This is a genomic window from Aliinostoc maniaoense (assembly GCF_058172895.1).
The window spans coordinates 1,559,469-1,583,939 of record NZ_CP187952.1; the positions used below are offsets into that span (position 1 = coordinate 1,559,469).

The following is a 24,471-nucleotide window of genomic DNA, read 5'->3' on the forward strand; positions in this document are numbered from 1 at the left end:
GATAAATAATAAAAGGTTTGTAGTCAGAAATCTAGTTCTTAAATAAGGACTAAAGTCCTTACTACGAACTCAATCTTAGTTTTTTTATATTAGTTGACATAGTTTGAAAATGGGCATAGGGCATGGGGCATGGGAAAGACGGTGGACAAAGGGGTTTAGGGAGACAAGGGAGACAAGGGAGACAAGGGAGACAAGGGAGACAAGGGAGACAAGGGAGACAAGGGAGACAAGGGAAAGAATTTTAGATTTTAGATTTTGGATTTTATATTGAAATGCAATGCAAAATTTAAAATCCAAAACCCAAAATTGAATTGCCCAATGCCCAATGCCCAATGCCCAATGCCCTATTACGAATTACGAATTATTTAACTATGGATTTTCAGTTGGCACTATATCAAACCATAAGCCATCGCATTGCTAACAGTCCTCAACAAAGAATTACGTTTGCTGAGTATATGGATATGGTGCTGTATCATCCAGAATATGGTTACTACTCGAGCAACACTATCAAAATTGGATTTAAAGATGGGGATTTTTTCACCTCGGTCAGTCTCGGTAGTGACTTTGGCGAGTTATTAGCAGTACAATTTCTGCAAATGTGGGTAATTTTAGGGCAGCCTGTACCATTTTATTTAGTAGAAATGGGTGCAGGTCAAGGGCTTTTGGCGTTGCATATTCTGGAATATATTCAGCAGCATCATCCAGATTTTTTTGCTGTATTACAGTATATAATTATTGAAAAATCACCAGGTTTACAACAAGAACAACAGCAACGTTTACAAGATTTTGCAGTAAATTGGCGTGGCTGGGATGAGATATCACCTAACTCGATTATTGGCTGTTTTTTCTCTAACGAATTAGTAGATGCCCTGCCAGTACATCAGTTTATTTTAGAGTCTGGTGAACTGCAAGAAATTTATGTCACCATTCCAGAAGAAAACATCAATCCTCCCCTATCCCCCTTATCTCCAATACCGTCCTTTACAGAAGTTACTGCCCCACCCTCTACACCCCGCCTAGGAGAATATTTGAATTTAGTCGGGATTGACTTCCATCAAAGTGGTTATGAAGACGGCTACCGCAGTGAAATTAATTTAGCAGCTTTAGACTGGTTGAGTATAGTAGCCGACCGCTTACAACGGGGGTATGTGCTAACAATTGATTATGGCTACCCTGCCAGTCGTTATTATCATCCCAGGCGATCGCAAGGAACACTCCAATGCTACTATCAACATCGTTATCACAATAACCCCTACGTTAATATTGGGCGGCAAGATATCACAGCCCATGTTGACTTTACAGCCTTAGAACGATGGGGAGAGGACTGTGGTTTAGAGACAGTAGGTTTTACACAGCAGGGTTTATTTTTGATGGCTTTAGGCTTAGGAAACCGTATTGCAGCCCTTTCCCATCAACAAATCCCCCTCTCTCAACTCCTACAGCGAAGAGAATCACTACATCAACTTATTGATCCCACAGGACTAGGTAACTTTGGTGTGTTAGTTCAAAGCAAAGGACTATCCAAACCAGAAACAGCTCAACCACTAACAGGCTTAACTGTGCCACAGTGAAAAGCAGAACAGTCAACATTCAACAATATCTACTCCCCCACACCCTGCAAAAAATTAAAACTCTCTTTAAGAATGCCGTATTAGCCAGATATAGACTAGCATAACAGTGATTGCTATCAAGCCGAATCAACAATCGGAGTCATAATTATGTCTACTCATGACCTATTAATGCTAGTAACACTACTTAGCCCTGGTATTTTGTTATCAGTCATCATCATGGCGACTTTTGCCGCAGGGGGCTAATTACCTCATCACACCAGGAGAGTACAAAAGCTGATACAAAATAAATTAATAAAAGTGCATTCTTAAAGAGAGAGCATCCCAAATTTGGCAAACTCCAAACCGCTAGATAAAACATCCGCGCTTCTGTGCGCCAACCTCCTGCCCCTCTGCGTAAAAAAAACGGATGCTCCTCCTCAAAAAAACTAAAATCTGATAAATTATCTCAACTGAGGATGGAATCGGGAGTAGCAACTCCCTCACTGCTGACAATCCAAAACTGAAAACGCGATGTCTAATCATAGACTCGCCTATGGTCTACTAAAGGAACGTGAACAATGAAGGTGGCATTTCTGGGAACTGGACTGATGGGACTACCAATGGCCCAAAGATTGTTAGCAGCAAATATAGAGGTAATTGCTTACAACCGTACCCCAGAAAAACTAGTACCCCTGCAAGCCGCAGGTGCTGAAATCGTCACACATCCCCGTTATGCAATTCGGGAAGCTGAGTGTGTCATTCTCATGTTGACAAACGCCGCAGCAATTTATCATGTCCTGCTGTCGGATACCTCTTGGCGGACTTTGGCAGGGCGTACTATCATCCAGATGGGAACAATTACCCCAACACAAAGCCAGGAAATTCGAGATTCCATAGTTGGGGGTGGTGGTGAATATATAGAAGCACCAGTATTGGGTAGTATACCCGAAGCCAAAGCCGGGACGCTCACGGTAATGGTAGGGGCGCAACCACATCAATATGAACGAAACTTAGACTTACTCAAAAATTTTGGTTCAGAACCAATACTCATAGGCCCCGTGGGAACAGCATCTGCGCTGAAATTAGCCTTAAATCAACTCATTGGTTCATTAACTACTAGCTTTGCCCTGAGTTTAGCTTTTGTGCAGCGTCAAGGCATTGACGTGGATAAGTTTATGCAAGTCTTACGGGAAAGTGCGCTGTACGCCCCGACTTTTGATAAAAAATTACCTCGTATGTTAAATGGGAATTATAGCAATCCGAATTTTCCCACCAAACATTTACTCAAAGATACAGATTTATTTATTTCGGAAGCTCAATCTCTAGGTTTGGATCTTAGTAGCATTGAAAATGTGCAAAAAATTCTGCAAACAGCGATGAAAATGTCCTTTGCTAATGATGATTATTCTGCCCTATTTTCTGTAATTAGAGATTGGGGAGAGGTGAGTGGAGGATAAGCTGTTACACCTATAAGTTGGATCATTTCATTTGTCTAAAGAACTTGTAAATCCTTGCTGCCTGCTTCCCTGCAATGTGAATATACAAATTAAATGTCCAATAGCTGAATCAGTATTTAGCGCAGCTTCATCAAGAATTGGTGTGAGGAAATCATGAAAGGCGAAAAATTCAGGCTATAACAAAGGCAATAAAATTTCAAATTCAGTACCCATATTTGCTTGGGAATGGAAACTGAGATTACCCCCATGCCTGGCTGTGATAATGCGATAACTAACGGCTAAACTTGTTTCCTTATCGGCTCTTCTTTCTAGAGAAAAACTTTCGAGTAATTGTTTTTGTAACTCATCAGACATTCCTATGCCATTATCTGCAATGGCAATGGAAACCCAACGGGAATCAGGAGACTCTAGTGTTTGTGGTGCTTGAGAAATCACCTTTGTAGTAATGACAATTTCTGCTCTTTTAATATTTTGGCTGGAGTTCAGTTGTAGTTGATGTCTCACTGCTTCATCGAGCAAACTATCAACCGCATGACTTAAAATATTCATTAATACTTGGTTTAACTGCCCAATAAAGCAAGGAACTGGGGGTAATTTACCATAATTTTTAATAATTTTAATTTCTCCTTTTAAACGAGTTTTAATTAAAATTAGAATGCTATCTATACAAGTATGTAAATCTACAGGTTTAGGATAAATTGCATCAATATGACAAAAATTTTGTAAACTAGTGACGAGTTTTTTTAGCCTTTCTGCTCCAGTGCGTGCGCTAGTTAATGCTTTGGATAAATCTTGTTCTAAATAATCAAATTCTATTTCTTCTTTAATGATATTTATTGCCTGACAACCGGGAGGCAAATGATTTTCATAAGCAGCTATGAGTTTAAGTAAATCTTGACTGTAGTTAGAGATATAAGTTAAGTTACCCCAGATAAAACCGACAGGATCTAAAATTTCATGTGCCACCCCATCTACTAATCTACCGAGGCTGGCCATCTTATCATTTTGAATCATTTGGGTTTGAGTACGTTCATAGCGCACCTGAGTTTCAATACCACGAATTTGCCAAGCAGCAATATTGAGTTCATGGGTATCTAGTAATTTGTAGGTATTGTCTGCGGTTTGAACTACTATTGGTTCTGCCAAAAATTCTGGCGATCGCTTCAGTAGATGTTGCATCGCTGTTAAAATTGGCGTTGTCTCAGGTAGCTGTAAAATTGCTGTGCGTGCGTAACTGTAGAGAACATCTAAAGGTTGTTTGGTAAATAAATCCTCTCCGTAGGGACGAATTAAAAACTCCACGAGTCGCCGCCGAGAAATCATCCCTCGGAATTTACCCTGTTCTAATAAAATCACCCCTGGGAGCAAGGGATATTGATCAAAATACTTTGCTACTTCTGCACCTGTACAGCTAAGTGCCACCGTAAAGGTGTACATTGGTAATTCTTGTAGGCTTGACTCTAAAGATAAATCACGCTCGCTACCCACAGATAAAATTGGTGGCGATATTTGGCAACAAAACTCTTTTGACACGCTAAACTCTCATTTTAACCAAAACTGACCAATAATCAGTTAAGATTTGACCTGTTACATTTACCACTAATAATCATGGCAGAAAGCAGCAGAAAACACCCTGATTTATTGGCTATTTAGCTATTTTAACTAGTGCCTTGATTAACTCCGAACCGTACTAGTCTCTAACCTCTATCTATAAACCTTGATGATATTAGTGAAAATACTTAGATATAATTGACGATTCAGCATTTTTATAGTAGAAATTCAACGAACCCTAAAATTTTCTTGGCGGAGGCATGACGAAAAGCATGAATATTATTAACTTAGAACGATCCCCAAATATTTAAAGACTGTAAATTCTTTATGAACCAGCCCAAAAGATAACATTATCAAGCGTTATTGTACGGTAAGTATAAATATGAGGTAGTGAATTGACAAGCTAGTGAAGCAGTTGCTAGACAAAACTTGGAACTATTGTTCAGATGAAACAATCATCAACATAGTCAATCCTAGTACATCTACTCAAATCCATACATCTGATTGATGACAAGCGATCGCCCTGATGATTGAGAAAAAACTGCCAACCCAATCTAAACTTACTGTTTTCAATATGTTGTATTGTACCTAAATGAGTTTGATCCCCATTCAGATAGAATGACTAGGCATAACTTCAAAAATTCAAACCGCTTTTGACTGCGACACCCATGAATCAACTGAACAATGGTTTCACTATATTTCTGAGTCTGCTAGTCGAGGCGATGCCTTTCTTGCTTCTAGGGGTTTTATTCTCTAGTTTGCTGTTGTTTTTTGTTGATGAACGCAAACTAGTAGAAAAAATGCCCACAAACCCGCTATTGGGTGCTTTAGTTGGCAGCATGGTTGGCTTTTTGTTTCCGGTGTGTGAATGTGGCAATGTGCCAGTAGCCAGGCGATTGCTGATGCAAGGAGTACCCACATCTGTAGCAGTTGGTTTTTTACTAGCAGCACCAACAATCAACCCGATTGTGATTTGGGCAACGTGGACAGCATTTCGAGATCAGCCAGAAATCGTAGTCCTCAGAGTCGTATTTTCCTTATTAATTGCCACAATTATTGGCTTTGTGTTTAGTTTCCAACCCGACTTAGAACCGATAGTTCAACCGGCGATCGCTCGTTATTTAAAATTTAATCCTCCCCCCAAACCAGAACCAAAACGCCGGGGCAAATATCAGCCAGGATCAAAAGGCAATAAAACACCAAATATCTTACGTTCTGGCACTTATATTTTAGGTGGGAGAGGAGGCATAACTGCACGGCTAGACGCTAACTTAGTCCCAGCCAGTGAACCCATCCTCAGCACCAGTAAACCCACCGCCGATAAACTGCGCCTAGTGCTAGATAACAGCATCCAAGAATTGCGAGAATTGGGAGGCGTAATGATTTTAGGAAGTGCGATCGCCGCCGCCATTCAAGTACTAGCCCCCCGTGAGTTAATTCTCAGTCTAGGTGCTGGCCCCATTACATCCATTTTGGTGATGTTAGTGTTAGCAGCCGTCGTCTCAATTTGTTCCACAGTCGATTCCTTTTTTGCCCTCTCCTTCGCCTCAACCTTTAGCACTGGTTCATTATTAGCATTTTTAGTATTTGGCCCCATGATTGACATCAAAAGTGTCGGCTTAATGTTATCAATGTTCAAGCCCAAAACCATCTTTTACCTATTTGCCTTAGCAGCCCAACTGACATTTTTATTCACCCTATTTATTAACCTCCACGTTATTTAATGGAGGCAAGGGGGCAGGGGGAGACAAGGTAGACAAGGTAGACAAGGTAGACAAGGGGGAGTATAAAACTCTTTAATTTTGAATTTTGAATTTTGAATTTTGAATTGGAGCGAAGCGACTTGACTAAATCTCCTACCCAAAACAAATTTCTTCCTTGGCTGGATGTCTTAGCAATTACAGCTTGGGGTGTGTTGATGTTGAGATATTGGCTCAATGGCAAGCTAAACCTGCTGATTCACCCTAATTTCTTTGGTTTAGTGGTTGCTGGTGGTGTTGCTTTGATTGCCCTTGGTTTGTTGAAAGCACAAGAATTATGGACACGACGACGGCGACAGCGTGATGTCGCACCTAATCCGCAGCACATTAATTTCTTTGCCCCTGGTTGGGGTAGTAGTTTGTTATTATTTACAGCGATTTTAGGTTTAATTATCACACCCCAAGTATTTGCTAGTGATAAAGCACTCCAGAGAGGAGTAACAGATTTATTGTCAACTGCTCGTGTTCAGCCCCAAGCCTTTCGAGTCACCGTTCGTCCAGAAGAGCGATCGCTTGTAGACTGGGTACGTACACTCAGCGTTTACCCTGAACCAGATTCATATACAGGTCAAAAAGTCAAGGTGCAAGGATTTGTGATTCACCCACCAGACATGGGTAAAGAATACATATTTATAGCCAGATTTGTACTCACTTGCTGCGCTGCCGATGCCTATCCTATAGGATTACCCGTCAAACTCGCAAAAGGACAAGAAAGATATTCCCCTGACACCTGGCTAGAAATAGAAGGGCAAATGGTGACAGAAACCATCAACGATAAACGCCAACTTACCATAGCCGCTAATTCTTTAAAAAAGATTCCCCAGCCAGAGAATCCCTATAGTTATTAATTAGGGACTGGGGACTGGGGACTGGGAAAGCAGGGGGGCAGGGGGCAGGGGGAGACAAGGGAGACAAGGAGAGAAGGGAGACAAGGGAGACAAGGGAGACAAGGGGAAGAATTTTAGATTTTGGATTTTAGATTGAAATGCAATCCAAAATTGAAAATCCAAAATCCAAAATTAAATTGCCCCATGCCCCATGCCCCATGCCCCATGCCCCATGCCCAATACCCAATACCCAATACCCAATAATTAATAATGACTAAAAAAGATTTTCTCCAACCATTAGATCGGGTAGCAATTGCCTGTATGTTGCTGCTGAGTTTGCTGATTGGATTACTCATCTTGCAAGGCGATGTGGTTACAGCACGAGTAAGAGATTTTACTTGGCAAAACCAGCAAATTGGGGCAGAAGATGTTTCTTTTACCCTCACTTTTAGCCGTCCTATGAATACAAAAAGTGTAGAGGATAATCTTAAGATTGAACCACCCCTGGCAGGTAAAATCAGTTGGGCGGGACGACGGATGGTTTATACTTTGTTGACACCTGCACCCTACGGCACGAATTATAAAGTGCAGTTGCAAGGAGCTAAAGATAAATTTTCGGAATCAGAAGATCAAACGCGAATTATACAGCCTTTTGAGGGACAATTTCGCACACGCGATCGCGTTATCTTGTACATAGGAACTGATCCAGAAAATAAAGGGCGTTTAGTTCTCTACAACTTAACTGAAGAACAAAAAACAGTCCTCACCCCCAAAGAGTTGATAGTGATGGACTTTAAACCATTTCCCAATGGTGAAAAAATTCTCTTCTCCGCACGCACTAGTAATAATCAAGACTTACTATCAGCCAAAATATATAGTGTAACCACTGGCGTTGCTGCTCAATCTGGCACTAAAACCCCAGCCCCAGGATTAATTGAGTTAGTTTTAGATAATAAAGACTATCAAAACCTGAAATTTGACTTGTCAGCAGATGGACAAACCATAGTTGTACAACGGGGCAATAGAAATAATCCCAGTGACTTTGGACTGTGGTTTATGCCAGCTAATCTTGCTCCCGGACAAAAACCTCAGCCTCAACGTCTGCAAAGTCAGCCAGGGGGAGATTTTATTATTACTCCTGATAGTAAAGCTGTGGCTGTTGCTCAAGGACAAGGGGCAGCAATTCTACCACTCCAAGAAGATGCCACTAAACCCTTAGATTTCCTGCCCCAGTTTGGACTAGTGCAGGCATTTTCTCAAGATGGTTCTCAGGCAGCTATGGTCAAATTTAATACTGACTTTACAAAAGATTTATTTCTAGTGACCAATCAAGGGACTCAAAAAGCTTTATTAAAAACTAAAGGCTCTATTCTCAGTTGTCAGTTTGACCCCTCCTCACCCACTCTTTACTGCTTATTAACACAACTTGTTTCACAAGAACAATACATAGAACAACCTTATCTAGTAGCGATTGATCTGAAAACTCAGCAGCAGAAGCCATTGTTAGTATTGCCTGTAGAGCAAAGAAACGTGCAAATGAGTTTAGCTCCCGATGGTTTAGCTTTACTATTTGACCAAATAGTTCCCGAAGCTAATTCTACTACAGCATCTGCTAATAATTTGAAAACTGATAATGGGGAAGCGATCGCTACTAGTAGTCTCTGGTTAATGCCCCTATTACCGATTTCTGATACTGGCATCAGCAGCATCAAACCAGAAAAACTTCCCCTGATTGGATTTCACCCCCGTTGGTTGCCATGACTAAAGACGCGCGAAAGCCTAATCTCAAATTTTAAATTTTTGACTTTTTTTATTGACTAGCCCAAGGATACTTTTGATAAATTATATACAGATACAGTGTTTCTCCAGCGTGTGAGTTCATACCAGGGTGCTGCTACCACAAAACTTTTGACCAAAGCCCACCCAGCTTAAACCGAAACATTTAAGTATCTGTACACTAACTCATACATTTGTAGCATTTAAACTCTAAATCCCCTTGATATCTCAGGTTGACGAGGGGTCAGTTCATAATGTTATAACGACATCAGTTATGTATGCAAAATGGGGAACACTGAATAAATGATTGACTAATGATTAACTACTGAAGCTAGGGGAAAAATAACTTGGCTGCAAAAGTAACCCCTCAGAAGTTGATCAGTACTGCTGAATTATTGATACGTGGGTGGTTCAAGAGTGATGAATGAAGCTGACACCTCAAATAACAGGACTGTGATGGAATCTCTTAACTCTGCTGCTAATTCTCTACAACCAGAACAAACGATCTGTCCTTTTTACTCAGTTGTGCCTGCTGACAACACACCCGTTGCTAAATTACCACTCCTCAAACCCGCAGCAGATGAACAGCATCATCCTCAAAGCCCCGATTTTGTCCAAGACACCACCAATAACCAAGATTGGGTCGTAGAGCCTGATAGTGAACAGCAAACACAGGTTGCAGGCGAATTTCAAAAGCTACTGACCTTAAGTGAAGAATTGCGTGCTGCCAATAATGATTTGTACCAGCAAGTAGAAAATCTCAAAGATGAGTTGACTGAGTCAGAAAAGGCTTTGCAGTGGCAGAAAAGACGCTCTAGCGTCACTGAATCCATGCTCAATCAGCAAGCACAAGAACTTTCTGCTGCTCAAGAACAAATCCAATCACTTTTTCAACAGCTAGAGACTACATCTCAAACTGCACAGCGTCAAGAAATTCTCATTGAAAGTTATAAAGCACAATTACAAATTAGTCAACAACGCATTGCTCAGTTAGAAAGAGAATGCGCCTTATTACAAACGAACTATAGTGAACAATCTCAGCAGGTTTTGCAATCAGAAAATGCCTGTCGAGAGCTACGTACTAGATTAATGCGCCAGCAGCGTCAGACCCTACAATTTAAGGCTGCACTCGAAAAATGTCTAGATACATCCATTCCTGGTTATGATGCTGGTGATGCTGCTAATGATCAGCCTCAAAATCCAGTCATCCATAAATCAAGATTTGCCAGAAAAGCGCGCTCTTTGTTTCCTAACGCTCAACCGATTCAACCTTGGTCAGCAGAACCAGAATCACCAACAGAAAATGCTGCTCAGTCCAAGAGTGAACCTTCATTACCACCTCCCTTTAGCGGTGATTACGCTGTTCCCAATCCTTCACCGATTTGGAACTGGCCGCCCAAGCCAGAGACACCCCCAACCTCACAGCCATCTGTATCCAATGAAGTCACAGACAATCAACCTCCAATTAACCTAGAAGAGATTTCATCGGTCACTCCTTCATCAGAACTAGATGAGCAAATAGATAGCCTCATCCAGATGTTCTTTTCCTCCCAGTCTGGAACAACATCAACAACACAGCCAGCAGCAGATAACCACCCAGATCCTCAAACCGGAGAAACTGAGGCTTGGAAAACCTTGGATACAGATGTTCAGGAAGATGACACAACAGAAGCTATAGCAGAACAACCATCGGTGATATTGACAGATATCACCCTTCCGACAAATAATTCTGCAACATTGTCCTTTACTTTATCTCCTACAGAACAACCCACTGAAAAACCCGTATCTTCTGACTCAGAATCATATCCTGTAAATCACGTAGAATTAGACAGTGATTTACCGCCGGAAATTTTGGGTAACTTTGCTGATGAAGATACTCAATCGCCTTCACCAGTAGTTTATCCCCAGCGTCCACCAAAGAAACGCAAGTCTTTGGCTGCGGTAGAACTGCCGAATTTTAAGCCCAATTCACAATGAAAAGGCGTGTTTATTGTTCTACTGGTGTGAGTTTTAAAGGATACAATGGCTCAGATCCATTTAATTGCCAAATTCTCACTACTAAGGCAGCAGCTACGGTGAGCCAGATGCAAGAAAATGATAAAATCGTTCCTGCTACGGCATTAGTTTGCCAATAAACTGCTGTCACTACTAAAGCAGATAACCAAGGCCCTAAAATTACTACAGGCACAGCAGCACCTAACCTGCGTTCTACGGTAAAAATCGTATTCCAAGTATCACCTACAGCCAGATGTACTACAAACAAAATGAAAGGTAGCACTAAAAATTGGTGATTCATTTCCTGCCAAACTAATACAGAAGAAATTACCCGTAAAACGGCAATGATCATCCAAACTATGGGAAATACTAAAGGTGGAGGAGACCATCTTGGTCTGATTACTTGATCGTATGTCTGACGAGAACGGGTATTATCTAAAAGTGAAAAAATTCGTGAACGGATGCTGAAGAGAGTAAAAAACAATCCTGTTAATAAGGTACTAGACCAACTGGGAAAGGAAGAATTATCATCAATTAACATGATTAATTTTTCCATTCCCAGCAATGCCAGAACCATAACTACTATTTGCAGAATAGTCCCTAGTTTATAAACTAACACCGCCTTAATATCTAGTTCTTGTGTAGTTGTTTTTGATGTATTAGAAGACTGGTGTTGATTCCCAGTTTTTACACCCATGACGATGTTAACAAACTGTTCTAGGATTCCAGTATTATTGGATTGATTCATAATTAAGAGATGGTCAGCCTTTTAAACTATCAACAATCATTGATTATATAAGAATCATATTTGATTTTAGAGCCTATTTATAAAGTAAATATTAAGTAAGGGAGGCAAAAAGCGATGTGGATTTTCCTCCCGCTTTATTGCCCTTATGTTAAAGCTATGTAAGCATTTGAGGATTTTACCAAATGATATCTAGCCGCAGAGAATCAATATTATACGGTGCGTTACGCGTTGCTTGAACGCACCCTACAATTTAAAGTTTATTAACTAAAGGCTGTGAGGGAATTTCTATGCAGAACTCACTACCCTTTCCAGGTTCAGAAACACACTTAATTTTACCACCGTGTTCTTCGACGATAATCTTATAGCTAATAGATAAACCTAACCCAGTACCTTGTCCTGGTTGTTTGGTGGTAAAGAAAGGCTCAAAAATCCGCGATCGCACATTTTCTAGAATGCCACAACCATTGTCAGCAATCTTGATTAAGATAGTATGATTTTCTCTAAATTCTGTACATATTTTAATTTGGGGATTGATAGTAATTTTACCCAAAGTCATTGCAGATTCTAAAGCATCAATAGCATTATTAATAATATGTAGAAATACCTGATTTATCTGCGCTGCATAACATATTACTTCTGGTAATTCACCATATTCTTTAATTACTTCTACACCAGGAAACCCATTCTTAGGCTCTAGCCGATGTTGTAAAATTAATAGTGTACTGTCGATGCCTGCATGAATATTTACAGGCTTCATCTCAGCTTCGTCAAGTCTAGCAAAGGTACGTAATGATAAAACTAAGTGAGAAATACGTTGTGCGCCTATCATCATTGATTGGAGAATTTTTGGTAAATCATCAGCAATAAAATCTAAATCTAATGTTGTAATTTCTTCTTGCAATTCTGGCTGGAGATGAGGATAATTCTTTTGGTAGATATCCACTAATTTCAATAAGCTTTTCGTGTATTCATTAACATAAGTAATATTACCGTAAATAAAATTAATGGGATTATTAATTTCGTGAGCTATGCCAGCTACTAATTGCCCTAAACTCGCCATTTTCTCCCTTTGAATTAATTGGCTTTGGGTTGTTTGTAGTTCTTGTAATGTTTGGGAAATTTCTTCCTTTTGTCGCTGAGTTTCTTCTAGTAATTCTGCTTGCTGAATTGCTACACCTAATTGACTACCGACTTGAGTAAGTAAGTAAATCTCATCTTCTTGCCAATCACGAATCCCGCTATTTTGGTAAACCGCTAACAAACCCCACAAGTTCTGTCCGTGATATATAGCAATAATTACATAGGCTCTAGCCTGATAAATTTCTAATATATTGAGGTAGCAGTCACTAAAACCTGCATTGTAAATATCATGACAAACTCGATACACTTCGCCTCTGCTAAAACGACCACCTTCTGTATCTTGTAAATAAGTATCTGCTAGTGGAACTTTGGCTAAATCTTTAGCACTGCATTCGCTAACATTTTCTTTTAATTCTGGTTTTTGTAACTGTTCATCGATTAGGGAAATCCAACCTTCTCCCACAGATTCAAACACAAATTCCCCACTCCAATCGGGATGAAAGCGATAGATAGCTACACGATCTGCATGGATGAGTTTTCTAATTTCTGCGGTACTAGTGCGGAAAATTGTTGATAAATCGAGGGATTGGCGAATTTTTTCAATAGCGATCGCAATTGTTTTTTGCCACTCTGCTGCTTTTTCTCTGGCTTTTGCTTGTGCTAGTTGTGTTGATTGTGCTTTGGCTTGTTCTATATAATCTGCTTGCTGTAAAGCCAATCCTAAATGTTCAGCTATCAATTCCACAAACTCGATTTCCCTAGTTTCCCATTGTCGTATCTGACTACAATGATGAATGCACAATAAACCCCATATCTCTTTAGCTTTGATTAAGGGAACAATCAGATTAGCACATACTTGAAATTGCTTGAGCATCTGAAGATAACAATCACTGATTTCAACTGTATTAATATCAGTTATTGCTGTAATTGCAACTTGTTGATGAAGTCTAGAAAATTCCTCTTGAAGATAGCGATCGCCTAATTTTGTAGTTAAAATAGGACTCCATTCTTCTCCCACATCTTCATAGATAAATTTTTCTTCCCATCCCCAATTTTGATGCCAACAAAATACCACAACTCTATCTGTATTCAGAAACTGGCGAAGTTCAGTGACTGTAACTTTGAAAATGGTATTTATATCCAGAGATTCACGAATTTGGGATATTATTCTAGATAAGGCTGTTTTCATAATTTGTCTCAAAAGTAGGGAGTGGGGATGTAAGTGACAGCAGCATTTTATGGAATAGTTTTGTAACTTATAACACCAGTAATTGGCTGAAAAATTTCAGCATGGGGAATTGATTATGAACTTCTATTTCATAATTCCCTCAACAGAGGTAAATTGAACAAGCAATAGGGGTAGTTTTGCCGGTTAGGGATTTTACAGAGGCGTAATCTCACAAGCGGTGAAGTGGAGGCCGTTGTTTCCAGCAATCAAATATGATTCCTAAGATAGCGTTCCCCTCTAACATCAAATGCTGACTACAAAACTAATACCTCATCATAAAAGTCATCATTTTTTGATTTAATTAAGTAAAAAACTATAAAATATGCTGATATAACAACATATTGGTTCAAAATTATTAGATAATTTCTTATTAGAAGTAAATTAATAGTAAAAGGGAAAAGGTAAACTCATTACTAAAAAATATTTCTCAAAATACCAACACATATCACAAGCCTAATTTAACTTGTCAGTTGAATATCTGAGAAATAATTGATTCTACCAATTCCCTAATAGTTATAGCGTTTCCTAGTCTGCTGAGGTACAAATCTCTGCGTACCTACCCTTCGGGAACGCCTGACGGCGAATGCGCTTTACTTTGCGCCCCTTTGCGTTTCAAAATATTATCTGTACCTCACTTAATTGGAAATCGCTATAATTATTCAGGTAATTTTTACCTTTATTGAGCAAATCATGCTGGTTCTAGGACAGAGGCTTCTAAAATTTGGGTGTATAGTTGATTTAAATTCTCTGCCACACCACCCCAACTAAACTTTGATTCGATGTGTTTTCTAGCAGCTAGACCTAACTCGTCTCTCCATGTGGGATTCATCAAAATTCGATCAATAGCAACAGCAAAAGCTGCTACATCTTTTGGTGGGACTAATAACCCAGTTTTCTCTGTAACTACTGTAAACTGAAGTCCGCCAACATCGCTAGCAATAACTGGTGTACCACTAGACATCGCTTCGATTGCTACTAGTCCAAAAGGTTCGTAATGGCTGGGAACAACACATACATCCGCCGCCGCATAGTAAGTAGGTAAAATTTCTTGTCCCAGACGGCCGGGAAGAGTTGTAAAATCACTCATACCCAATTCTTGCACAATGCCTTGAATGCGATCGCGCTCTCTACCGTCGCTAGCTCCTGGGGTACTGCCACCACCAATAATCAGTTTGAGTTTACCACTGTCCCGTAACTGAGATTCATTCACTGCACGCACTAAAGTTTCTATGCCTTTGCGCGGATCAAAACGTCCCACATACAATATAACTTTGGCATCTGGAGCAATTCCGAGTGCGGCTCTAGCAGCTTGTCTATCTATTGAGCCAAATTGCTGGATATCTGTACCACAAGGAATAACCTCAATATAACCTTTTGTAGAAACTAGCGATCGCATATGTTCCTGTTCTTGAGGACTTGTAGCCACAATTCTTTCAGCTGTTTCCAAGACTTGTTTTTCTACTGCTAAACGTTTAGTCGCAATTAAAGGAATTGTGTCTACACTTTTATATTTAACTGCTCCTAAAGAGTGGTAGGTGTGGACTTGTTTACTTCCTTGGAGAGTTTTTAATTGCATTCCTACCCAACTAGAAAGCCAGTAGTTTGTGTGTACAACTGGATATTTAATGTGATTTTCTCGTTGAAATTGGAGTAATTGCTGAACAAACTCTGGTAAATATTGGAAACCATAATCTCGTGATACAAATTCCTCTGGCCCGGCTGTTAAGCGAATTGTTCTACACAACGGACTATGTTCCACAATAGTCTCTTGTTCAGGACTTACTCTCCGGCTAAACATATCAACTTGCCATCCCAATTGAGCTAGGGATTTCCCTACTTCACGCACATAAACATTTTGCCCTCCGGCTTCCTCTTTGCCAATTTCAATCGCTGGATCTCCGTGGACAGAAATCAAAGCTATACGCTTTTCAGTGGTAGAGTTCATGGTTTGTGTGTTGCTGATGTGAATAAAGTTGTAGGCAGTTCCTCAAATTACTGACAGTGGATTTACTTGAATTATCTAGTAAATTTGAGTAATTTTTATTTTAATTTAATATGTCAAATATTTTTCTCTATCTATTGCCAAGATGATACTTTCTTTGCAGTTTTTATATTTGATTTGTTTATACATAATTAGCCATATTAAAATCTAATACCTGTGATAGATGAAGCTCTATTTAGCTACCAAAAAGCAGGCATATATCAACTTATTTTGAATATTAATGAATCAGTTTTTTTACTGAAAAATAAAGCTTGTTATGTGAATAGACATTCTATTTTTAGTAATCTTTCTTTAAAGAAGCTACCGTATTTACACTTATTTTTCGCCTAACTTTATCTGAATTTCTCAAGTAAATGCTCAAATATCCTGAATTATTAGTATTAATGCTGAATAATGTTTTTACTTAAAAAGAAACAAATAATACTAAAATTTAAATATGATTTTTGTAGCTTATAATACAGATTTTTGCAAAAATTTCTTAGCTCAATTATTTGTATTTCACTCTCAAGAAATGAATCAATTCAAAATTCAACAGACCCTACAAAGAATTTGGAGAGTAGCAAGCTACAAAATTCAAAATTAAAGACAGCCACCCACAAGGGGAAGCCAGTCTCGTGGGTGGGTTTCCTGGCTTGAGAGAACTGGCGTTGGGGTTTTAAACCTAACTTTTTCCGCTCAAAGTGAAGGTTGTTGCGGCTGTCTGCCTACACCCCACACGTATCAAGCGTCATAACAAAACTAGAAACCCCTCCAGCCTGGATTCAAAACCTCAGCAGACTGAAGGGGTTATTAAATATCTATCCAAATTAATGCTTTAATCAGATTTGATTCCAGTCGAGGAGTTTTTTTCTTGCCCTCACTCTGGTATGAGATTGATGACTCTGGAAGATTGGGAAAACTTTGATCAGTTAAGTACACGTTAAGTACACGTAAGTGTCGCCAGTTTTGGAACAATAGAGATTAAGTTTATCTAGTTATGTTGCTAGACAAACCGAGCTAATCAAAACCTTTGAACCAAAAACAGCGATCGCCTACGGTGGGGTGCAGCCCATCACACTCGAAATTTTACCTATCATTAACCCTCAGTTGAGCCATGACAGAAACGTTAGCAATTAAAAATTAAAAATCAAAAAACTCTGACTTTTAATTTTTAATTATTCGCTCCTTCCACTTAGTTTGTAGTTTGAGCAGCTAGCATTTGCTTGAGCTTCTCTAACTCAGCAGCCCAACGTGGATCGGGACGAACTGCATCTGAATCAGATGTGCTTGTAGTGGTTTCACGTCCACCACCACCGCGACGAGACTTCTTACCACCTTTGTCACGGCGACTGCCTTCTTTGTTGGTTTTAGGAGTAGAATTACCACTAGCAGCAGGTGTTGGGGCGGCTTGTTCGTCTCCTTCCTCACCTTTTGTCCGAGGTAAAGCTTTCTCTAACTTGATGGGGGTTTCTTTGAACATCTGACCATTATATTTTTCGATAATTTGGTCAGCTTGTTCATCATTATTGACTGTTAGAAAACCAAAACCCCGACATTTGCCGGTTTTACGGTCTTTGATTAACTTAGTAGTCACAGCATCGCCTTCTGCTGCAAAAACTGCTTGCAGTTCTTGACGATCTATTTCTTCTTTTGGCAAATTGCCTATATATAGGCGAACGGACATGAACTATACCTCCAGAGTTGAATGAACATGGCAAGGCAAGAAAACAATGGCTTGGCGTTGGCTTTTAAATGCTATTGACCAAGACTGCCATAAACCAATTTTTTTACTCCAAACTGTCAATCTATACAATACAGTTTTTTGCTGGGATCAAGCTTATTGAATCCAACAGCGCATACAACGCTCTGTTAGTACCACCTTAATTCTAAAAGTTGTAAATTTGCTTTTAACTGTCTCTTGCCATCAGCATTTTTTTTCAATGCCTTCGCCCGCAGAATTAAATACCATCCTTTAGATTACCACGGTATTTTCTACGTAGCTAGTTCAGCATATACTTTTTTTGCAATAGTTTTACGGCATCGTAACATAAAATACATATTTTTTCAAGAAGGAATATTGACATAGTACGAAACAAAAACCAGCCAATGGCTGGTTAATTCTCTGCTGTGTTGGGAGGATAAACATCAATAGATTGGCGTAGGCAGCTAAGGATAATTACCAAGCCTGAACGCTAAGTTATTTCAGTTATCAAGAATTTTGTAAATAAATGTAACACATAGATATGGAAGTTGCAATATTTGTTTACATTTGGGCATGGGGCATGGGGCATTGGGCATGGGGCATCGGGCATGGGGCATTGGGCATTGGGAATAGTTATGATGAACTACTCAGTTGCAATCAGCGCAAAGCTTGAAAAATGAATCTCTTTGACGAAGAAAGGCAGAGGGCAGAGGGCAGGGGGAGTAAAACTCTTGAATTTTGAATTTTGAATTGATTAGCCTGTGAGAAAAATGTAAGCACCCCAAGCTTGGGCTAAAACAGCGATGACAGTAGACCAGATAGGATGAGGGCTATTGAGGGTTTTACCGTTTTGAATTTGCAGGGTGTGGATATCTATCCAAGGTGTTGCACCTCGACGCAACCAGCCTGTAACTGTCACTTGACGACCAATTAATTCTTGATGATAAATCGGTTGTCCTAACCAGGAAACATGGTGTAGTTTTACTAAACCTGTGCTGGACTGTAAAATTAAATCCTGTGATAAAGCATTACTAATACCAGGTCTGCCTAATAACTTACCGACAAAACGCACCTTAATACTATCGATAGGAATGCTGGAGGGATTAGCTAATAAATAAGGTAAGTGTTCCTCTGTGTGGATGCTATTGCCTTTAATGTCGGGAAAAAAGGAGTTCATCCTAACTACCATACCGATACTAAAACAGATGAGTAGACAACCTGTGACAAATGACCAATCTTCGTAAATCCACTTGAGATTTAAAAATTTGAGTGCAAAGGCAGTTTGCCACAGCAGCCAAATCAAGCCTGCAAATAAAAATCCTAGGGGAATACCTAGGAATGGGGCAATTTGCAAGAGGAAAGACTGACGAGTGACGGTTAATGCCTGCTCACTGAGGGATTTTTGGCTAGCTAGATGTAATTCCGGGTCAATATGCCAGTATTTTGCTATTTGACATAGGCGTTCAATCCGATCGCCAATTAGTGGATGTGTGTTATTTAGTGTCAACCAACGGCGATAGGGGTTGATATTATCCCACATCAACATTGATTCAAAGTTGAGATGACCTGCCACACTGCCTAAAGTAATACTTTGTTGATAACTAACAGGTAACAAAATATTTAAACTTTCTAATTGCCAACTAGTGGATTCTGATTTTTGGATATCAACAGCAATGCCAATGGTAATTTTGAGTAAGGCGCGGATTAAACCATTGGGATTACCTGTGATTTCGGCGGCGAGGCGATCGCTATAATAATGCCGCCAGCGTGAATATAGCAATGTCGTTCCAGTCAACACACACCATAACCCATAAATGAGACTAGAAACGATAGTAAATGGCCAATGCCATATCCCCTTGCCTATTGTGTTGCCCCAGGCTGAAACTTGCTGGTAGAGTTTGTAAATTGGTAGCGTTACCAGTAACATTACAGACATCAGGACAAAATCTTTGTAAGTTATTTGTCCCAGTTGTGCTGCATAAATAGTAGCAATTTCATCATCTGCTAATTGTGCTAACAAACCTTGACTGACAACTATTCTGGCATTTCTGGGTAAATTACCATAGGTAAAAGCTAGGGGTGCAGCCGTGGGTAAAATTCGCAGTTGGGGCTGTGGCCAGTGGCGTTGTTGACAGTAACGATGTAATACACGGGGAGTTTCCCGACTATGGTTTTGTAAGACATCTTTAGATAACTCACACTGCCCGTAGAATTGTGCTAAGAGCGAATCTAATAACCAAGGCGATAGGGCGATCGCTACGAACAAAACAGCAAATAAGACTGGGGTAGGATCACGATAGAGTAACTGCACTGGCTGTAAATAAGGCAGTTTCACCAAAGTCCAGTTAATTGTACCCATGACGAACTCTAGCAGTTCTCGCAGCACCCAAAACAGTGCCATAAATGTGCCTGCTGCCAAAAGTCGCAAGGGAATTAAACCTGTTTTTTGTAAAGGCTGCCAAACCTTGGCGCGTTTTGCTTGTCGCCAATAAACTCCAAATTCTTTAGCTTTGGGGTAATTTGTTGTGCCAATCAAGGGGTTGCCAACTAAATTCTGCCCACTGTAGGGATTTTGAAGCAAATTACCAACATAATTAGGTTTAGGTTGGGCTTGTGTCTGTTGTGATGGGCGATTAACTGGAGTATTGCTGGTTTTTTTGCGCTTGTTTTTGCTTTTAGTCAAGTGAACAAGAGCAGTTTTTGCCCATTCTTGCACCTTGGGGTTTTGACTTTCCGTGAGAGTTTGACACAAAGCGATCGCCTTACGGACTTCGCCACTGCGCGCATAAGCCATGACTAAACCGACCCTAGCTTGTAAACTGACAGTCTCATTACCCTGATGACTGGCTAAAGGTTGTAGTTGAGCGATCGCAGTTTGATAATTTCCTTGTTTGAGGGCAACTAAACCAGCCTCCAAAGACGATTTAGCGTGTGAAGGCATAGAAATTCTGACACTCCATCTGTGTGATTTGATCCACGGTTATAGCAAAGCGCGAATCATCAGATGCCGTGTACATCAAGGCCAGTGGTTTCTAGGAAAGGGGGCAGGGGGCAGGGGGCAGGGGGCAGAATAACCGTGTACTCACTACTCAGCACTAACTCACTCTTCAACTGCCTTTTGACTAGAAAACACTGGGGCGATCGCGCTGAGTTTTAACTCTGGATGATCTCCCTGTAACTGTTGACAGTTCCATTCATTGCGGAACAGTAAAACTGGGCGATTCATGTTGTCTTTGACTGTGGTGGTGTTAAATATACGTCCCACCTTGTTCAAAGCTTCCCAGCCACCTTCTACCCAACGAGCAACGCTGTAGGGTAGTAGTTCCAATAGGGTTTCTACACCATACTCGTTTTGTAAGCGAAACTGCACCACTTCAAACTGTAACTGCCCCACGGCTGCCATAATGGGGTCACGTTTAGCTTCATCAACGGAATACATAATTTGTACTGCACCCTCTTCCCGCAATTCGGAGATGCCTTTTTGGAATTGCTTAAATTTGGAGGGGTTGGGATTGCGAAGAATCGCAAATAGTTCTGGTGAAAAATACGGAATCCCTTCATATTCCAGCTTTTGCCCCGTGTAAATTGTATCGCCGATCGCAAAAACACCTGGATTATTTAAACCGATAACATCACCTGGATAAGCTACATCAATCGATTCCCGTTCTTGAGCAAACAGTTTTTGCGGTCTGGATAACCGCACAACTTTGCCAGTTCGAGCATGATTCACTGTCATATCTTTTTCAAACTTACCAGTGCAGACCCGGACAAAAGCAATGCGATCGCGGTGTTTTGGATCCATATTGGCTTGCAGTTTGAAAACGAAACCGGAAAACTCTGGATAAGTGGGGGGTACTTCACCGACGCTACTGATGTGGACACCTGGTTTAAGCGCGTAGTCGAGGAAGGATTTCAAAAATAACTCTACCCCAAAGTTAGTCATGGCACTACCAAAGAAAACTGGTGTCATTTTGCCTTGGTGTACCAAATCTAAATCTAATTCTGGGCCTACCCCTTCTAATAGTTCTAGATCATTTTTCAGTTGGTGATACAAATCTTGTTCCAGTAATTCCTCAATGCGCGGATCACCCAAGTTGACAATTGTATCACGGGCTTCCTTACTACCGTGGGAAGTGCGTTCAAACAAGTGAATTTGCTGCTGTTTTCTATCAAACACACCCTTAAAGCGATCGCCCATACCTATCGGCCAATTCACCGCATAGGTTTGCAAACCCAACTCTTGCTCAATTTCGTCTAATAATTCCAGTGGTTCTCTACCCGGACGATCTAATTTATTTACAAAAGTAAAGATTGGTAAACCACGTAATTTACAAACTTCAAATAACTTTCGAGTTTGGGGTTCTAGACCCTTAGCCGCATCAATCAGCATCACCGCATTATCAGCCGCCGCCAGAGTCCGATAAGTATCTTCACTAAAATCCTGGTGTCCAGGAGTATCAAGTAAATTAATTTGACAATTTTGATATGCAAACTGTAATACTGTAGATGTGATAGAAATACCCCGTTGTTGTTCCATCGCCATCCAGTCAGAAGTAGCCTTACGCTGCGCCCTGCGAGCCTTCACAGCACCCGCCTCATGAATTGCCCCCCCGTAGAGCAGCAACTTTTCCGTCAGCGTAGTTTTCCCAGCATCAGGGTGAGAGATAATCGCAAAATTGCGCCGCAGCTCAACTGCTTGACCCAATTCTGCCTGAATTTCAGTTGACATAAAACCCTATTTACTTCCTTGTTACGTAACTTAATGCTTTTCTAGATTAGCGAGTCCCTTCATCTTAAAACAACCCACCTAACCACAAACAAATTAAACCGGACTCAAACACTCCCCAAACTCAAAAAACCCTCCGCGCGACGGCAGTCGCTACAAGTCGGCAAAGCCGCCCAACGCGCTGCCTCCCCTTTGCGTTTACCTCCCTTTGGGTTCACCAGTCGTCTACGGAGGGAAACCCTCCTACAACGCTGGTTCACCGCGCCCCTTTGCGTTTAAATTGACTCTTAATCATCGGCAGATAAACTTTTAATAAAAATTATCATAAAACATTCCCAAAAATTGAGAATTTAGAAGTAGATAATTGAAAGTAAATTCATATCTCAATGACAATTCCCCATATTTGTCTAACCTCATGCTGAAAACAGACCGCCAACAATTTTAGATTTAGATAACCAATCCAAAATCCAAAATCTAAAATTCTTCGTCTCCTGCCTCTTGTAAAATACAAAATTGCCCCACAGCTTGAGCAGGAGTAGGGCAAAGGACAGTTAAGCACTGTCTGTAGTCTGGCTGACAATAGCGGAGTTTTGTCCGACTTTTGTGACGCTTTGTCTTGTGTCCATCATATTCGTATTTTTTCACAGAAATTTATGTTTCCCACCCATCGCCCCCGCCGTCTGCGTACCCATCCCCAACTGCGCCGGATGGTACGAGAAACCGTATTAACGACAAATGATTTAATCTATCCCTTGTTTGCTGTACCAGGTGAGGGCATTGCCAACGAAGTCAAATCCATGCCCGGAGTGTACCAACTTTCGATAGATAAAATTGTCGAAGAAGCCAAAGAAGTTTACGACTTAGGCATTCCCGCCATCATTTTATTTGGTATTCCAGCCGACAAAGACACCGATGCTACCGGTGCTTGGCATGATTGCGGTATTGTGCAGAAAGCAGCCACAGCAGTAAAATCAGCCGTACCAGACTTGATTGTGATTGCTGACACCTGCTTGTGTGAATACACCAGTCATGGACACTGCGGTTATTTGCAAGTGGGTGATTTAACAGGACGAGTTCTCAACGACCCCACCCTAGAACTGTTGAAAAAGACAGCCGTATCCCAAGCTCAAGCCGGTGCTGATATTATCGCGCCTTCGGGAATGATGGATGGCTTTGTGCAAGCAATTCGCTCTGCTTTAGATGAAGCAGGATTCCAAGACACACCCATTTTGTCTTATGCTGCTAAGTATGCTTCCGCTTACTATGGCCCATTTAGAGATGCTGCCGATTCAACACCGCAATTTGGCGACAGAAGAACTTATCAAATGGATCCTGGTAACGCACGGGAAGCGATTAAAGAAATTGAGCTAGACATTGCTGAAGGTGCAGATATGCTCATGGTCAAGCCAGCCTTAGCATACATGGATATCATCTGGCGTGTGAAGGAAGCAAGTAACTTACCTGTAGCTGCTTACAACGTTTCTGGTGAATATTCAATGGTCAAAGCTGCGGCTTTGAATGGTTGGATAGATGAACAGCGCGTAGTCATGGAAACCTTAACCAGTTTCAAACGTGCCGGCGCAGACTTGATATTAACCTATCATGCTAAAGATGCAGCTAGATGGTTGCGGTAAGCTAGGATTTATCCTTCTGAGAGACGCTGTATGACAGCGTCTCTTATTACATTCGTAATACTCGCAAAGCGAGTTCGCGGAGCGTTCTCGGAGAGTAGCAAGCTACGTAATTCGTAATTAATAGGACTTACGCAATTGGCATATTTTTTATGTAGGGGAGGCAAAAAGCGGTGTGGATTTTCCTCCCCACCGAACTCAGAGCGGCGGAAGCCGCCGCTCTGAGTTCTCGCTTTATTGCCGTTGTGTGACGCTGCGAAAGTATTGGAACGTATTCATCAGACTTATAGCGTCACGCACCAACCATCAATTGTGACACTTGCATAAGTCCTGGTTATTTAATGCACTATTTTAGGCTTGTCAGTCTACTACACATACTACATATACTGGAATTTTTCTCAAAATCAAATCGGATTCCTACAGCAGTATTTTCTCTCAAAAAATAGTTGTTAATAAACT

Annotated in this window: 16 protein-coding genes; 8 read left to right on the forward strand and 8 right to left on the reverse strand. The window is 40.7% G+C overall.

Annotation, left to right across the window (positions count from 1 at the left end):
- Positions 1-122: 122 nt before the first annotated feature.
- The 3 genes from ACPZ3T_RS06975 to ACPZ3T_RS06985 all read left to right on the forward strand — a co-directional run bounded on the left by ACPZ3T_RS06975 (position 123) and on the right by ACPZ3T_RS06985 (position 3,007).
- Complete coding sequence (locus tag ACPZ3T_RS06975; protein WP_490274680.1) at positions 123-245, forward strand: hypothetical protein; 123 nt, start codon at positions 123-125, stop codon at positions 243-245.
- Between the two features lie 126 nt (positions 246-371).
- The gene (locus tag ACPZ3T_RS06980) at positions 372-1,571 is read left to right on the forward strand and encodes a class I SAM-dependent methyltransferase (RefSeq protein ID WP_490277145.1); all 1,200 of its coding nucleotides are present in this window, start codon (positions 372-374) and stop codon (positions 1,569-1,571) included.
- Positions 1,572-2,128: 557 nt separating this feature from the next.
- Entirely contained in the window at positions 2,129-3,007 is an 879-nt protein-coding gene (locus tag ACPZ3T_RS06985; protein WP_490274682.1) for an NAD(P)-dependent oxidoreductase, read from the forward strand.
- Positions 3,008-3,181: 174 nt separating this feature from the next.
- Here ACPZ3T_RS06985 and ACPZ3T_RS06990 read toward each other — a convergent pair whose 3' ends face one another.
- Entirely contained in the window at positions 3,182-4,540 is a 1,359-nt protein-coding gene (locus tag ACPZ3T_RS06990) for a sensor histidine kinase (protein WP_490274684.1), read from the reverse strand.
- Between the two features lie 686 nt (positions 4,541-5,226).
- On the opposite strand from ACPZ3T_RS06990, the gene ACPZ3T_RS06995 reads away from it, so the two are divergent.
- The 4 genes from ACPZ3T_RS06995 to ACPZ3T_RS07010 all read left to right on the forward strand — a co-directional run bounded on the left by ACPZ3T_RS06995 (position 5,227) and on the right by ACPZ3T_RS07010 (position 10,898).
- A complete protein-coding gene (locus ACPZ3T_RS06995; protein ID WP_490274686.1) occupies positions 5,227-6,282 on the forward strand; it encodes a permease in 1,056 nt (351 codons plus the stop codon).
- A gap of 119 nt (positions 6,283-6,401) precedes the next feature.
- A complete protein-coding gene (locus ACPZ3T_RS07000) occupies positions 6,402-7,166 on the forward strand; it encodes a TIGR03943 family putative permease subunit (RefSeq protein ID WP_490274688.1) in 765 nt (254 codons plus the stop codon).
- Positions 7,167-7,415: 249 nt separating this feature from the next.
- The gene (locus tag ACPZ3T_RS07005) at positions 7,416-8,906 is read left to right on the forward strand and encodes an Ig-like domain-containing domain (RefSeq protein WP_490274690.1); all 1,491 of its coding nucleotides are present in this window, start codon (positions 7,416-7,418) and stop codon (positions 8,904-8,906) included.
- 435 nt (positions 8,907-9,341) lie between these two features.
- A complete protein-coding gene (locus ACPZ3T_RS07010) occupies positions 9,342-10,898 on the forward strand; it encodes a hypothetical protein (protein WP_490277146.1) in 1,557 nt (518 codons plus the stop codon).
- A 10-nt stretch (positions 10,899-10,908) separates the two neighbouring features.
- Here ACPZ3T_RS07010 and ACPZ3T_RS07015 read toward each other — a convergent pair whose 3' ends face one another.
- The 7 genes from ACPZ3T_RS07015 to ACPZ3T_RS07045 all read right to left on the reverse strand — a co-directional run bounded on the left by ACPZ3T_RS07015 (position 10,909) and on the right by ACPZ3T_RS07045 (position 23,026).
- Positions 10,909-11,664, reverse strand: a complete 756-nt coding sequence (locus ACPZ3T_RS07015; protein ID WP_490274692.1) for a TspO/MBR family protein — start codon at positions 11,662-11,664, stop codon at positions 10,909-10,911.
- Between the two features lie 250 nt (positions 11,665-11,914).
- Positions 11,915-13,933, reverse strand: coding sequence for a GAF domain-containing sensor histidine kinase (locus ACPZ3T_RS07020; protein WP_490274694.1), 2,019 nt, complete (start codon positions 13,931-13,933; stop codon positions 11,915-11,917).
- A gap of 727 nt (positions 13,934-14,660) precedes the next feature.
- Positions 14,661-15,917, reverse strand: a complete 1,257-nt coding sequence (locus ACPZ3T_RS07025) for a glycosyltransferase family 4 protein (protein WP_490274696.1) — start codon at positions 15,915-15,917, stop codon at positions 14,661-14,663.
- 1,228 nt (positions 15,918-17,145) lie between these two features.
- Positions 17,146-17,637 (reverse strand): RNA recognition motif domain-containing protein, encoded by a 492-nt coding sequence (locus ACPZ3T_RS07030; protein WP_490274698.1) that lies wholly within the window; start codon positions 17,635-17,637, stop codon positions 17,146-17,148.
- Positions 17,638-18,409: 772 nt separating this feature from the next.
- Positions 18,410-20,596: a M48 family metalloprotease gene (locus tag ACPZ3T_RS07035; protein ID WP_490274700.1), complete on the reverse strand. Its 2,187-nt coding sequence runs from the start codon at positions 20,594-20,596 to the stop codon at positions 18,410-18,412.
- Between the two features lie 159 nt (positions 20,597-20,755).
- The gene (gene prfC, locus ACPZ3T_RS07040) at positions 20,756-22,384 is read right to left on the reverse strand and encodes a peptide chain release factor 3 (RefSeq protein ID WP_490274702.1); all 1,629 of its coding nucleotides are present in this window, start codon (positions 22,382-22,384) and stop codon (positions 20,756-20,758) included.
- Positions 22,385-22,855: 471 nt separating this feature from the next.
- On the reverse strand, positions 22,856-23,026 hold the full coding sequence (locus ACPZ3T_RS07045) for a hypothetical protein (protein WP_490274704.1): 171 nt from the start codon (positions 23,024-23,026) through the stop codon (positions 22,856-22,858).
- Positions 23,027-23,034: 8 nt separating this feature from the next.
- Between ACPZ3T_RS07045 and hemB the strand changes: the two genes are divergently transcribed.
- Positions 23,035-24,015, forward strand: coding sequence for a porphobilinogen synthase (hemB, locus tag ACPZ3T_RS07050; RefSeq protein ID WP_490274706.1), 981 nt, complete (start codon positions 23,035-23,037; stop codon positions 24,013-24,015).
- Positions 24,016-24,471: the final 456 nt, after the last annotated feature.